The following is a 13830-nucleotide window of genomic DNA, read 5'->3' as shown; positions in this document are numbered from 1 at the left end:
TTAAGAAATAAAAAAGCCCGGCTTTTGGCCGGGCTATCAACTCAGGCGGGATACGCCCAAATCAATGACTTGCTTAGTGGAACTGCTCTTCTTCTGTAGAACCAGTTAAGGCTGTTACAGATGATGCGCCACCTTGAATCACTGTTGTTACTTCGTCGAAGTAACCAGTACCAACTTCTTGTTGGTGTGATACGAATGTGTAACCACGATCACGAGCTGCGAACTCAGGCTCTTGAACTTTCTCAACATAAGCAGACATACCGCGTGCAACATAGTCTTGAGCCAAGTCGAACATGTTGTACCACATAGAGTGAATACCAGCCAATGTGATGAATTGATATTTGTAACCCATCGCACCAAGCTCACGTTGGAACTTAGCAATGGTTGCGTCGTCCAAGTTTTTCTTCCAGTTAAATGATGGTGAGCAGTTGTATGCCAACATCTTGCCTGGGTGCATAGCATGAACTGCTTCAGCAAACTTGCGAGCAAATTCAAGATCAGGTGTACCAGTCTCACACCATACCAAGTCAGCGTATTCAGCATAAGCAATCGCACGTGAAATCGCTTGATCGATACCCTTCTTAGTTTTATAGAAACCTTCTGCAGTGCGCTCACCAGTCAAGAATGGCTTATCGTTTTCATCGTAGTCTGATGTCAACAAGTCAGCAGCTTCAGCATCTGTTCGAGCGATCACCAATGTTGGTACGCCACAAACGTCCGCAGCCATACGAGCAGCGATCAACTTTTGACAAGCTTCTTGTGTTGGAACCAACACTTTACCGCCCATGTGGCCACACTTCTTCACTGAAGCTAATTGGTCTTCCCAGTGAACACCAGCAGCACCAGCCTTGATCATGGCTTTCATTAATTCAAAGGCATTCAATACACCACCGAAACCTGCTTCAGCATCAGCCACGATTGGCGCGAAACAATCAATGTGACCCTTGTCACCTTTTTCAATACCTTTTGAATACTGAATTTCATCAGCACGGCGGAAAGTGTTATTGATACGCTCAACAACTTTAGGTACTGAATCAACTGGGTACAAAGATTGATCAGGGTACATAGATGAGTAGGTGTTGTTATCAGCAGCAACTTGCCAGCCTGACAAATAAATGGCCTTCACGCCCGCTTTAACCTGTTGCATCGCTTGACCACCAGTCAAAGCACCTAAACAGTTAACGTATGGCTCGTTATTAACCAAGCTCCATAGTTTTTCAGCACCACGACGAGCCAATGTGTGCTCGATTTGAAATGAACCGCGTAGACGAACTACATCAGCTGCTGTGTAACCGCGCTTGATACCTTTCCAACGTGGGTTTGTATCCCAATCTTTTTGCAATGCATCGATTTCTTGTTGACGTGTTGACATGCTTCTCTCCCGTTAAATAACAAAAATGTGTGCCCATAAGACATATGGCTATCAATTTATGTGTCTTATGTCTTATATAAGAGTTTATGTATTTGTGAACGAGATTGCAAGGATTAATTTGACTAGGGCAAAGAATATATATCCTAATTAAATTAATGACTTAGGGAGTTATTTTTATATTATGGAATGCTAAATCATCAGTTGCAACGATATGCAACACTTAGAAAATTTACATAAATCAGTTAATCAAGGAGTCGATCTGCAACCAACACCCCATCCTGATCCACGTAAATCATGTCACCAGGCTTGACCGTCGTGCCCGCCATGTCAATGATCAAATCACGCTCACCCACATTGCGTTTGACGCTTTTTTGCGGATGAACTGCCAACGCATTGATACCTACTTTGGCTTGAGCAAGCTCTAGGGTGTCGCGCACACAGCCATTGACCAGAATACCTGCCCAGTTATTTTTCTCAGCCAAAACGCCCAAATTACCCCCAACCAAAGCACAGCGCATTGAGCCACCACCATCGATGACCAACACCCTGCCCTGACCAGGTTCATCAAGGATGGTTCTGACCCAAGTATTGTCTTCGAACACCTTGAGAGTGACTGCTGGACCCTTGAACTTTGACAAACCACCATATGCTCGAAAACCCGGTGCACAAACACGCAGAACTCCAGTTGCAATTAAGTCTTCATTAGCATCACATAGATCGGTGGTGGCAAAGCTCATAGCTCTCTCCAAAAAATATCTTTAAGCATTTTTTAATTGGGTTGAACGATTGTTTCCACCAACTCGATAAGCAGTGAGCAAAGTCAACATTAAAAAAACCGCAATTAAAATAAAGACTCCAGGAACCATCTTCCAGTCCATTAATAAACCAAAAATTAATGGCCCAATAGCCAAGCCTGAGTCAAGTCCTGAATAAACTGTGCCAAAAACACGGCCAGAAGCCTCTTTGGGTGTTGCTGAACGAATCATCAAATCTCTAGAAGGACCAGAAATACCTACACAGAAACCCATCACAGTAAACAAACTCATCATGGTTGATCCAGAAACGACAGTCATCGCAATTAACATCGAAATTAAACTGCCCAAAGTAAAAGCAATGGCGATGACTCTTTCTGGAAAACGTGCTCGGGATGCAATAAAACCACCTAAGAATATCCCCACTGCACTGGCCAACATGTATGAAGAAGACGCAGCAGTTGTCAAAGCAATTGGCAAGTCATAAAGCAACTGCATGGCAGTTGGTGCAAAACTTTGAACCCCACTTAAAGCCAAAGCACTCAAAAAGAAGAACCCCCAACACATCCACACCATTGGTAACTTCAAATAATCAAAAGAGAATGCCGATGAATTTTTTCTGGCACTTTCTTCAAGATCACGCTCTTCCTGAGAGCCCATCAAAACGTGACGTCTCCAGTAAAAAATAGCTAATATGGTCCATGCAATGGCTGATGCAACTAACAAAGCTTCTCGCCAACCTGCAAAAGTGGTAACAGTTACCAGCACGGCTGGAGAAACTGCCCAACCAAGAGCTCCCGAGACGCCATGCATTGAATAAGCATGAGCTAAACGCTTGGGAGAAACTCGGCGATTAATCAAGGTGTAATCAGCCGGATGAAATACACCGTTTCCAAGGCCTGCCAAGCAGGCCCCAAATAACAAACTCCAATAGCCTGTTGAAAACGACAGAACCAGGGCTGAAATCGCCAGAGTTGCAACACCAAAGAAAAGGACTTTTAGAGGGCCAGAATGATCAACCCAAAAACCAGCAGCAGCTTGCATGATGGTTGAGACAACAAAGAACATCGTCATCAAGAACCCGAGCTCAGCATAACTGAGCCCAAATTCAATTTTTAGCCATGGGAATAGTGGCGCTAAGATTAAATGATAAAAATGAGAGGTTCCATGGGCCACACTGACAAGGCCAATAACCTCCGCGTCTGTACGAATAGTCATTGGCCTATGTTACTACTGATTGAATGAGGCTCCTAGTTTTACTAAAAGTCTCTGGACTTGCTTAGTGAACCACCCGATCAAACATGAATGCCCCATTCTTATCAACGTCTACTGGAACAATCGCTTTAGGCCCAAACTTACCTTCTAGAATTAGTCGAGCCACTGGGTTTTCAATGTATTGTTGAATCGCCCTCTTCAATGGTCTTGCTCCAAAGACAGGGTCATAACCAGCCTCTGAGACTCTTGCAAGAGCTGCGTCACTGACCTCCAGCAACATATCCATCTTTGCCAAACGATCACGCAAACGTTGCAACTGAATCTTGGCAATCGCAGCAATGTTCTTTTGGTCTAAGCCATGGAACACGACCATCTCATCAATGCGATTTAAAAATTCAGGACGGAAGTGATCTTTGACATCACCCATCACAGCTTCTTTGAGCTTTTCTTGTGGTTGACCACTCATCGACTGAATCATTTGCGAACCCAAATTGCTGGTCATCACGATCACGGTGTTTTTAAAGTCCACAGTGCGACCCTGTCCATCAGTCATGCGACCGTCATCCAAGACTTGTAACAAGACGTTGAATACATCAGGATGAGCTTTTTCAACCTCATCCAATAAGATGACGCTATAAGGCTTGCGACGAACGAGTTCAGTTAAATAACCACCTTCTTCGTAACCAACATACCCAGGAGGCGCTCCAATCAAGCGAGCCACACTGTGCTTTTCCATGAATTCACTCATATCAATGCGAATCAAGTGCTCATCACTGTCAAATAAGAACTCAGCCAGAGCCTTGCAAAGCTCTGTTTTACCAACGCCAGTTGGACCGAGGAACAAGAATGAACCGTAAGGCTTGCCTTCATCAGATAGACCAGCGCGTGAGCGGCGAATAGCATCAGAAACAGCTGAAATAGCCTCTTCTTGACCAATCACTCGATTGTGCAAGTAATCTTCCATTTGCAATAACTTATCGCGTTCTCCTTGCATCATTTTTGATACAGGAATACCTGTGGCTCTTGAGACCACCTCAGCGATTTCCTCTGCACCCACTTGGGTGCGCAATAGTTTGTGTTTAGAAGTAGAACCTTTGGCCTCTGCAACAGCGGCTGATTTCAATTTACCTTCTAGTTCCGGCAACTTTCCATACTGCAATTCAGCAACTTTTTCTAATTTGCCATCACGCTGTAATTTGACGATTTCAGATTTAACTTTATCAATCTCTTCCTTGATCGAAGCTGTTCCTTGAGCAGCACCCTTTTCTGCTTTCCAAATCTCCTCAAGGTCTGCATACTCTTTGCCCAAACGCTTGATCTCTTCTTCAATCAGCGCTAGACGCTTTTGCGAAGCTTCGTCTTTTTCTTTCTTGACAGCTTCACGTTCAATCTTCAATTGAATCAAACGGCGATCTAACTTATCCATGACTTCTGGCTTTGAATCAATTTCCATTCTGATGCGAGATGCGGCTTCATCGATCAAATCAATCGCTTTATCTGGCAAGAAGCGATCTGTGATGTAACGATGAGATAACTCTGCGGCAGCCACAATCGCAGGATCCGTGATTTCTACACCGTGATGCAGTTCGTATTTTTCTTGTAAGCCACGCAAAATAGCAATCGTGTCTTCAACACTGGGCTCACCAACCATGACTTTCTGAAAGCGACGCTCCAAAGCAGCATCTTTTTCAATGTATTTACGGTACTCATCCAATGTTGTGGCACCGATGCAGTGCAATTCTCCACGTGCCAAAGCAGGCTTGAGCATATTGCCTGCATCCATGGCACCTTCTGATTTACCTGCGCCGACCATGGTGTGTATTTCATCGATGAAAACAATCGTCTGGCCTTCATCTTTTGCTACATCACTCAAAACAGCCTTAAGGCGCTCTTCAAATTCTCCGCGGTACTTGGCTCCAGCCAATAGCAAGGCCATGTCTAAAACTAGAACGCGTTTGTTTTTTAAGGTTTCAGGAACTTCGCCATCAATGATTCTTTGGGCCAAGCCTTCAACAATCGCTGTCTTACCAACACCTGGTTCACCAATCAATACGGGATTGTTCTTGGTACGGCGTTGCAAAATCTGAATCGCACGACGAATTTCATCATCGCGACCAATGACAGGATCTAGCTTTCCTAAGCGAGCACGCTCGGTTAAATCGAGGGTGTATTTTTTTAAAGCTTCACGTTGATTTTCAGCATCAGCACTATTCACAGACTGTCCTCCACGAACTGCCTCAATGGCAGCTTCTAATGTTTTACGGGTAATACCAGCGGCCTTGATTGCTTTACCAAGATCACCTTTATCGTCACTTAACACCAATAAGAAAAGTTCACCTGCGATGAAATCATCACCTCGCTTGGTGGCTTCCTTTTCAGTTAGATTCAAATGAGCAGCCAAAGAACGACCAATTTGCACATCACCACCCGTGCCCTGCACTTGAGGTAATTTAGCAAGCAAGGCTTGGCATGCCTTTTCTAAAGCCAGCGCATTACCACCGGTTCGATTAATCAATGATTTAGCAGTACTGTCAGCTTGCTGCAACATCGCTAAAAGGACATGTTCAGACTCAATGTATTGGTTATCAGCGCTCAAGGCCAAGCTTTGGGCTTCGCCCAGGGCTTCTTGAAATTTACTGGTTAATTTATCTAGTCTCATGGATATCTCCCATTATTTATGTTCAGTATGTGGGTACATAAGCCTAAATTTCAAGTGATTTAGATCAAATAAATTGCTGGCTTTATCATAGGGGGATGTCATGGTGTTTATATCTCTTGGAATGTTCTGATGGAAGCTACTACGCTGGCATCACCAATGACCTGGAGAACCGTATCAACGCTCATAACAATGGCACAGGCGCCAAGTACACCCGCGGTAGAAGTCCCGTCAAATTGATCGCCCAGCAGGCATTTGAAAACCGCTCTGAGGCTTCTAAGGCTGAAAGCCAGATCAAAAAACTCCCTAAAAACCTCAAACCAGGATTTTTTGCGTGAGTAACGAGCACCTAAAAGACATCCAGGAAAAAATCCAAGAGTTTTACCAAGCTGTTCAAGCAAATTGGCCAGGCTTTAAGACTCGCGTGGGCCAAGAACAAATGTTTGCGCATATTGCTCAAACCTTGAGCCAAGCAAAAAGTCTTAAAGACGTCCGAGATGGCGACAATATATTGGTGGTTGAAGGTAAAACAGGTGTGGGTAAAACGCTTGGGTACCTCATTCCAGCTATTGTGTTCAGCAAGTTACTCAACAAGCGCGTGATCATCAGCACCGGCACTGTTGCACTCCAAGAGCAGTTGATGCAAAAAGATTTGCCTAATTTGGCAGATTTATCACCGATCTCGTTTGAATATGCCCTGGCCAAAGGTCGCAGTCGTTATGTGTGCAATATCCGTTTGGAACAAGTCAGCGGTAAAACCAAACAAACAGCGCTTTTTGAAGATGCCAACTGGGACGCCCCCCCTAAAGAACAAGATAAAGATAGTTTTGCAGATGCGCTACTTAGCTTGAATGATGGTTCATGGAATGGTGACAAAGATACTGCACCTCCAGAAATCACCGATAGCATGTGGCCCAGAATTGCTGCAGAAAGAAGCTCATGCTTGGGCAGGCACTGCCAACGCTTCAACGTCTGCCCCTATTTCAATGCCAGACGCGACCTTGTCAAAGCAGACGTGATCATCGCCAATCATGATTTGGTGATTTCAACGATTGCCTCGGGCTCAAAGATTCTTCCTGATCCATCAGAAACCCTTTATATCTTTGATGAAGCCCACAATCTTCCTCAAGTTGGTATCAAGCATTTTGCTTCATCCGTCGGCTTGATTGCCAGCACCAGGTGGCTAGAAAAGATCATGGCAGCAGTTTTGCGTGCCGATGCGCTGCTGCCAGACTCTTCAGGAAAAACAGTGGATGAGGTTCACGCTCATGTTGAAGATTTGATCATGCATACCAAGCAAATGATCAATTCATTGAGATTGGCTAACTTTGTGACTCATGAGCAAGTCATCCACCGCTTTAAAAATGGCGAACTAAGTCCTGAGTTCTCCAGTTATGCTGAAACCATTGGGCCACTGGCAATCGCTCTGAACAATCGAATCAGTAAAATTTTGCAACAACTCAACGATCAAAGAAATAACAGTATCGATAAAGATTCATTCAGCCCTGCGATTTTAGAAATTGGTAGCTATCAATCAAAAACTGAAAACCTATCAAACACCTGGCATCTCATGCAAGCTGATGCCAACCCGCCAATTGCCAAATGGGTGGAATGGCAGGACTTAGGATCTACCTTTGACTTCAAGCTTCACGCCTCCCCTATCAGCGCTGCTCAAAATTTAGCTCAGACACTGTGGTCTACCAGTTCTGCAGCAGTCTTGACCTCTGCAACGCTCAGAACCATGGGTGATTTTCAATACTTCTTAGGACAAACTGGTTTGAACTGGTTCCCAAAGACAAATACGCTTGAAGCCGAATCACCCTTTAATTACGAGGAGCAAGGCACTTTCATTGTTCCAGAAATGATTAACTGCCCCAGTGCGAACGCCCAAGGACATACAGATGAACTTTCTGATGAAATCCCAAAGCAGCTAAAGGATTTGAAGCATGGCGCCTTGGTTTTGTTCACATCAAAAAAGCAAATGAAACAGGTTCACGAGGACTTGCCTGATGATTTTTTACAAGATGTCTTGATGCAAGGAGATATGCCTCGCAATAAATTAATCAGCCAGCATGAATCACGCATCCAGGATGGTCATCGCAGTATTTTGTTTGGCATGCAAAGTTTTGGTGAAGGCTTAGATCTTCCTGGGAAATTATGTGAAACTGTCTTGATCACCAAATTACCGTTTGCACCACCTGATTCACCGGTTGAAGAAGCCAAATCAGAATGGCTTGAAAAGAATCAAGGCAATCCTTTTTATGAAATCAGCGTGCCTGCCGTGGCTTTGAAGTTACAACAATGGGTGGGCCGTGGCATCAGAACAGAAACAGATCATGCCACCATCATCGTTTTAGATAAAAGACTAAAAACAAAACCGTATGGCAAAAAGATTCTGGCAGGCTTGCCGCCATTCAAACGTTTGATTTAGTTTGTTTGAGTTTTTAGAAGAATTGCTATTACTGCCACTTCTTCAGAGCTTCATCATCGCTCAGGCGTGCATCCACCCAGCGAGCTCCTTCAGGGGTATCTTCTTTTTTCCAGAATGGCGCCAAGGTTTTAAGGTAGTCCATGACATATTCACAAGCGGCAAAAGCTTCACCACGATGAGCACTGGTCACAGCCGTTAAAACGATTTGATCTTCAATGTTCAAAGGACCCACTCTGTGAATGATCAAAACGTCAAAAATATCCCAACGAGCTTTGGCTTTTTCAATGATTTCTTCAAGAGACTTTTCAGTCATGCCTGGGTAGTGCTCTAAAGTCATCGCAGCTACTTCGGAACCATCATTGCGATCTCGGACCGTACCTACAAATGAAGCTACCGCACCAACGCGAGCATCACCAGCTCTTAATTGCTTGATCTCTTGTGAGAGATCAAAATCTTCAGTTTGAATACGAACTGGCATGTTTATCCGCCCGTCACTGGAGGGAAGAAAGCCACTTCAGCCTGATCAACCAAAGCTGTATCACCTTCCACCATTTGGTGATTCAAAGCCATGCGCACAGCCTTACCCTCTGCCAATGCTTCAGACCATGATGCGCCTCTGCTCATCAAATGATGGCGCAACTCCGTCAAGGTTTTCACTGAGGCGGGAACATCGAACTGCTCTTGTGATGTTTTCAGGGTCTCACGCAAAGAGGCGAAGAATTTAATCGTTATTTTCATGTTGATAGCTTAAATCATTCCTGAAAAAGACATGTACTTCACCATATCGCCAGGTTTGATGGCTTGAAGTGGCGGGTTGTCGACCAAACCATCCGCCCATGAAGCGCTGGTTAAAACACCTGAGCTTTGATTGGGGAATAAATCTAAGCCACCCTGGGCATTGATGCGGACACGCAAAAATTCATTGCGGCGATCAGGCTTTGACCAATCAAAATCTGCACGCATCATGATCACAGGAGCATTTGCATGAGCTCTTCCCTGCAGCTTACTAATGAAGGGACGAACAAATAATAAAAATGTGACAAAACTAGACACCGGATTACCGGGCAATCCCATGAACCAAGTTTCTAAATGATCAGCACCCTGCTTTTTAACAGCTCCAAATGCCAATGGTTTGCCTGGCTTGATGGCAATTTGCCACATATCTAGACGACCTTCAGCAGTCACAGCTGGCTTGATGTGATCTTCTTCACCCACTGACACACCACCAGAGGTGATGATCAAATCATGGTCTTTACTGGCGCGACGCAAAGCATCTCTGGTAGCTTCCAAAGTATCAGGCACGATGCCCAAGTCAGTAGCTTCACAACCGAGTGAACGTATGCATGCCAAGAGAGTGTCTCTGTTGGAGTTGTAAATAGCGCCAGGTTTTAGTGGCTGACCTGGCAAAGTTAATTCATCGCCAGTGAAAAAAGCAGCCACTTTGATCTTTTTGATGACTGGCAACTGATCATATCCAGCAGAGGCCGCAACGCCTAACTCTTGAGCTCTGAGATAAGTTCCCTTGCTCAAAGCCACGCCACCCGCTTTTAAATCTTCACCTTGCAAGCGGATCCATTGACCTTGCTTAGGTACTTCTTGAATAGTGACTTGATCACCGTTGACCACACAATCTTCCTGCATCACCACGGCATCTGCGCCAGGAGGAATCGTAGCCCCCGTGAAAATTCTGGCAATCGTGCCAGACTTGAGCTCTGTACCAACATGCCCAGCAGGAATGCGTTGAGAAACCACAAAACTTTGTCCGGTTGTTTGAATATCAGCCACACGAACGGCATAACCATCCATCTGGGTATTGTTCATCGGGGGAACATCCACTTGGCTTAGGATATCCCTGGCCAAGATTCTGCCCAAAGCATCTTGAGTATTGACCACTTCAACTTCTGCACTCGACTTTGCTTGAGCCAAGAGGTGCTCAAGGGCCTCGGCAGCAGTTTTCATGGGGGGTTTGTTCATGGCTTGCGACATGGGCTTAGTCTAATGGTTTTAGGCTTATTTTGCTAAAACACCAGCGATTGAAAGGACTTGCTGTGCCACTTCCTCAATATTATTCAAATCAAGCACAGGGATGTCTCTGGTTAAATCTGGCTTGTTAACAGCATCGATACCACCCGGGTATGCAATCGCTTGAATAAAGTTATCTTGATTGGCTTTCACTGAATTAACTGCGCACTCATCGTGCTCATGACGCCATAATTCAATTTTAGGAATTCTTGCATCCTTGAAGCCTTCAACGATGACCAAGTCACAAGGAGACAACTTACACAACTGCTCTTCCATGGTTGGCTCGGCAGATTGTCTTAGCTCATGCATCAATACCCAACGTTGATCAGACACCATCAGAACTTCGGATGCGCCGGATTCGCGATGACGATAAGAGTCCTTACCTGGTTTATCAATATCAAAGTGATGATGCGTGTGCTTGATGACTGAAACCTTGTAGGCTCGCTCTGTCAAAAATGCGATCAACTGCTCGATCAAGGTTGTTTTGCCAGTCCCAGAGTAAGCAACAAATCCAACCACCGGCCAAGGGCTCTTGACCATCTGTTCAGAATTTTGTTGAATCTGATTTTGGCTCATTAATCACAAACCCGTGTGGGCGGCAACAAAATCTTTCACTTGATGAACATCTGCTGGCATATCAACAACACGCTGTGGCTTATCTTCTATACCAATGAATGATGCTGGGCGATCAGGCGTACGACCAATCGCTTCTTCGATTGTTTCAGCAAACTTGATCGGCAATGCCGTTTCTAAAACCAACATAGGAACATTGCTTTGTAGATTTTCACGAGCAACTTTGACGCCATCAGCCGTGTGCGTATCAATTAAGACCTTGTACTTGGCATGAACATCTCTGATCGTATCTAGACGATTGAGGTGTGTGCTCTTGCCGGAAACAAAGCCATATTGAGCAATATTTTTATACGCAGGGTCTTGCGACAAATCAAAACCACCTTTGGTCTCAACATCCTTGAACATCTGGGCAGTTTTTCCGGCATCGCGCCCCATCAAGTCATAGATGAAGCGCTCAAAATTACTTGCCTTAGAAATATCCATTGATGGGCTGGTGGTATGGAAAGTCTCAGCTGATTTACGAGCTCTGTAAACACCTGTTTTAAAGAATTCATCTAAAACATCATTCTCATTAGTAGCCACAACCAACTTTTCAATTGGCAATCCCATCATGCGGGCAATATGGCCTGCACAAACGTTACCGAAGTTACCTGAAGGAACGCAGAATGAAACCTTCTCAGCACTGTTTTTGGTGGCCAATAAATAGCCTTGGAAGTAATAAACAACCTGAGCCACCACTCGAGCCCAGTTAATTGAATTAACAGTGCCGATTTTTTGACGAGCTTTGAATTCGTGATCATTGCTGACCGCTTTGACAATGTCTTGAGCATCATCAAAAACACCATCAATCGCAATGTTGTAAATATTTTCGTCCTGCAAGGAATACATCTGAGCCACCTGAAATGAGCTCATCTTGCCTTTTGGTGAGAGCATGAAAACTCGCACACCCTTTTTACCGCGCATCGCATACTCAGCTGCACTGCCGGTGTCGCCTGAAGTGGCACCTAAGATGTTGAGTTCTTGACCTTGTTTATTCAAGGTGTACTCAAACAAGTTACCTAAAAGCTGCATAGCCATGTCTTTGAATGCCAATGTTGGACCATTCGACAAACTCAATAAACCCAAGCGAGTACCATGCTCATCACCTAACCAATGGATTGGTGTGATGTCCTTTGCCAAATCATCAGTACGACCATTGCAATAAACCTCAGCCGTGTAAGTCTTTCTAACCAATGCCCTGAGGTCCTCTTTAGGAATGTCATCGCAATATAGGCTTAAAACTTCAAAAGCTAAATCAGCGTATGACAATCCTCGCCAAGCATCTAGTTGAGCTGGCGTGACCTGAGGATATTTAACAGGCAAATACAAACCTCCATCAGCAGCCAAGCCACCTAGAAGGATTTCTGAAAACGTTTGATGGGCGTTATGACCACGGGTTGAAATGTAGTGCATTGCGTAATTAAATTAACTTAAGTTTTCTAAACGAATTTTTGTGACTGAACCTTCAACAGTTTTCAAGGCCTCAACCTTGGCAATGGCTGCCAAAATATTTTTCTCTTTGGTTTCATGCGTCAACATGATGAGATCGGTTTGGTTTTCACCATCGCCTGCTTCACGTTGCAACATGGCATCAATTGAAATACTGTTGTCCGCCAAAATACGAGTGATGTCAGCCAAGACTCCTGTTACGTCTGCAACACGCAAGCGCAAGTAGTAGCTCGTTGTAATTTCACCCATCGGCATGATGGTCGTATTGACCATCGAACCAGGTTGGAATGCCAAATGCGGTACGCGATGCTCAGGGTCCGCTGTTTGCAAACGGGCCACATCAACTAAATCTGCAATCACAGCAGAAGCCGTTGGCTCTGCGCCCGCACCCTTACCGTAGTAGAGCGTTGTTCCTACAGCATCACCCATCACCTGAACGGCGTTCATGGCGCCTTCAACGTTTGCAATCAAACGTTTTGTTGGAATCAAGGTTGGATGAACACGCAACTCAATGCCATCTTTGGTTTTTTTGGTGATACCCAATAGCTTGATGCGATAACCTAATTGCTCAGCATATTTAATATCTATTGCTGAGAGTTTGGTAATACCTTCTACGTGAGCCTTATCAAATTGCACCGGAATACCAAACGCAATCGCACTCATGATGGTGGCTTTATGGGCAGCATCAACGCCCTCAATATCAAATGTTGGATCAGCTTCTGCATAACCTAAACGTTGAGCTTCTTTTAGAACAACATCAAAGTCCAAGCCTTTATCGCGCATCTCAGACAAAATAAAATTGGTGGTGCCATTGATGATGCCGGCAATCCATTCAATACGGTTGGCAGTTAAACCTTCACGCAAAGCTTTGATGATTGGAATGCCACCGGCAACAGCAGCTTCAAAGTTAACCGTCACACCCTTGGCTTGAGCAGCAGCAAAAATCTCATTGCCATGCACAGCTAATAGTGCTTTATTGGCTGTCACCACGTGCTTGCCATTATTGATTGCAGCCAACACCAATTCTTTAGCAATACCATAGCCGCCGATCAATTCAACGACCACGTCAATTTCCGGGTCATTCACTACCTGCTTAGCATCGCTCACAACCTTGGCGCGGCCTTTGACTAACTCTTCAGCGCGCTTAGTATCAAGGTCAGCAACCGTGTGGATCTTGATGCCACGACCAGCACGGCGGGTGATTTCTTCTTGATTGCGATCAAGCACACTGAACACACCGCCACCAACAGTACCGATGCCTAGAAGGCCAACTTGAATAGGTTTCATAACTAAAAACTCTTACTTAATTAAAGGTGAAAAT

Annotated in this window: 12 protein-coding genes; 2 read left to right on the top strand and 10 right to left on the bottom strand. The window is 44.7% G+C overall.

The window, feature by feature from the left end; genetic code table 11:
* Positions 1-73: 73 nt before the first annotated feature.
* The 4 genes from aceA to clpB all read right to left on the bottom strand — a co-directional run bounded on the left by aceA (position 74) and on the right by clpB (position 5998).
* Positions 74-1372, bottom strand: coding sequence for an isocitrate lyase (gene aceA, locus AOC33_RS08150; protein ID WP_089516524.1), 1299 nt, complete (start codon positions 1370-1372; stop codon positions 74-76).
* Between the two features lie 242 nt (positions 1373-1614).
* The gene (gene rraA / locus AOC33_RS08145) at positions 1615-2109 is read right to left on the bottom strand and encodes a ribonuclease E activity regulator RraA (RefSeq protein WP_089516523.1); all 495 of its coding nucleotides are present in this window, start codon (positions 2107-2109) and stop codon (positions 1615-1617) included.
* Positions 2110-2130: 21 nt separating this feature from the next.
* Complete coding sequence (locus AOC33_RS08140) at positions 2131-3342, bottom strand: MFS transporter (RefSeq protein ID WP_089516522.1); 1212 nt, start codon at positions 3340-3342, stop codon at positions 2131-2133.
* Positions 3343-3403: 61 nt separating this feature from the next.
* Complete coding sequence (clpB, locus tag AOC33_RS08135) at positions 3404-5998, bottom strand: ATP-dependent chaperone ClpB (RefSeq protein WP_089516521.1); 2595 nt, start codon at positions 5996-5998, stop codon at positions 3404-3406.
* A 95-nt stretch (positions 5999-6093) separates the two neighbouring features.
* On the opposite strand from clpB, the gene AOC33_RS08130 reads away from it, so the two are divergent.
* Together AOC33_RS08130 and dinG are read left to right on the top strand one after the other, a co-directional pair.
* A complete protein-coding gene (locus AOC33_RS08130; protein WP_089516520.1) occupies positions 6094-6333 on the top strand; it encodes a GIY-YIG nuclease family protein in 240 nt (79 codons plus the stop codon).
* Positions 6330-8426: an ATP-dependent DNA helicase DinG gene (gene dinG, locus AOC33_RS08125; RefSeq protein ID WP_180738129.1), complete on the top strand. Its 2097-nt coding sequence runs from the start codon at positions 6330-6332 to the stop codon at positions 8424-8426. The genes AOC33_RS08130 and dinG overlap by 4 nt, the downstream gene beginning before the upstream one ends.
* 28 nt (positions 8427-8454) lie before the next feature.
* Here the strand turns inward: dinG and moaE are convergent, their stop codons facing one another.
* From moaE to AOC33_RS08095, 6 genes are read right to left on the bottom strand one after another with little or no spacing between them, the layout of a single operon-like run.
* The gene (moaE, locus tag AOC33_RS08120) at positions 8455-8904 is read right to left on the bottom strand and encodes a molybdopterin synthase catalytic subunit MoaE (protein WP_089516518.1); all 450 of its coding nucleotides are present in this window, start codon (positions 8902-8904) and stop codon (positions 8455-8457) included.
* A gap of 2 nt (positions 8905-8906) precedes the next feature.
* Positions 8907-9164 (bottom strand): molybdopterin converting factor subunit 1, encoded by a 258-nt coding sequence (gene moaD / locus AOC33_RS08115; protein ID WP_089516517.1) that lies wholly within the window; start codon positions 9162-9164, stop codon positions 8907-8909.
* 9 nt (positions 9165-9173) lie between these two features.
* On the bottom strand, positions 9174-10385 hold the full coding sequence (locus tag AOC33_RS08110; RefSeq protein WP_180738128.1) for a molybdopterin molybdotransferase MoeA: 1212 nt from the start codon (positions 10383-10385) through the stop codon (positions 9174-9176).
* A 51-nt stretch (positions 10386-10436) separates the two neighbouring features.
* Positions 10437-11024: a molybdopterin-guanine dinucleotide biosynthesis protein B gene (gene mobB, locus AOC33_RS08105; RefSeq protein ID WP_245835645.1), complete on the bottom strand. Its 588-nt coding sequence runs from the start codon at positions 11022-11024 to the stop codon at positions 10437-10439.
* 3 nt (positions 11025-11027) lie between these two features.
* Positions 11028-12473 carry a threonine synthase gene (gene thrC / locus AOC33_RS08100; protein ID WP_089516515.1) on the bottom strand — a complete coding sequence of 482 codons (1446 nt, stop codon included), beginning with the start codon at positions 12471-12473 and terminating at the stop codon, positions 11028-11030.
* Positions 12474-12485: 12 nt separating this feature from the next.
* Positions 12486-13796 carry a homoserine dehydrogenase gene (locus tag AOC33_RS08095; protein WP_089516514.1) on the bottom strand — a complete coding sequence of 437 codons (1311 nt, stop codon included), beginning with the start codon at positions 13794-13796 and terminating at the stop codon, positions 12486-12488.
* Between the last annotated feature and the right edge of the window lie 34 nt (positions 13797-13830).

This window comes from Polynucleobacter cosmopolitanus (assembly GCF_002224225.1).
GTDB classification, from domain to species: Bacteria; Pseudomonadota; Gammaproteobacteria; order Burkholderiales; family Burkholderiaceae; genus Polynucleobacter; species Polynucleobacter cosmopolitanus.
This window is presented reverse-complemented; position numbering and strand designations above follow the sequence as displayed.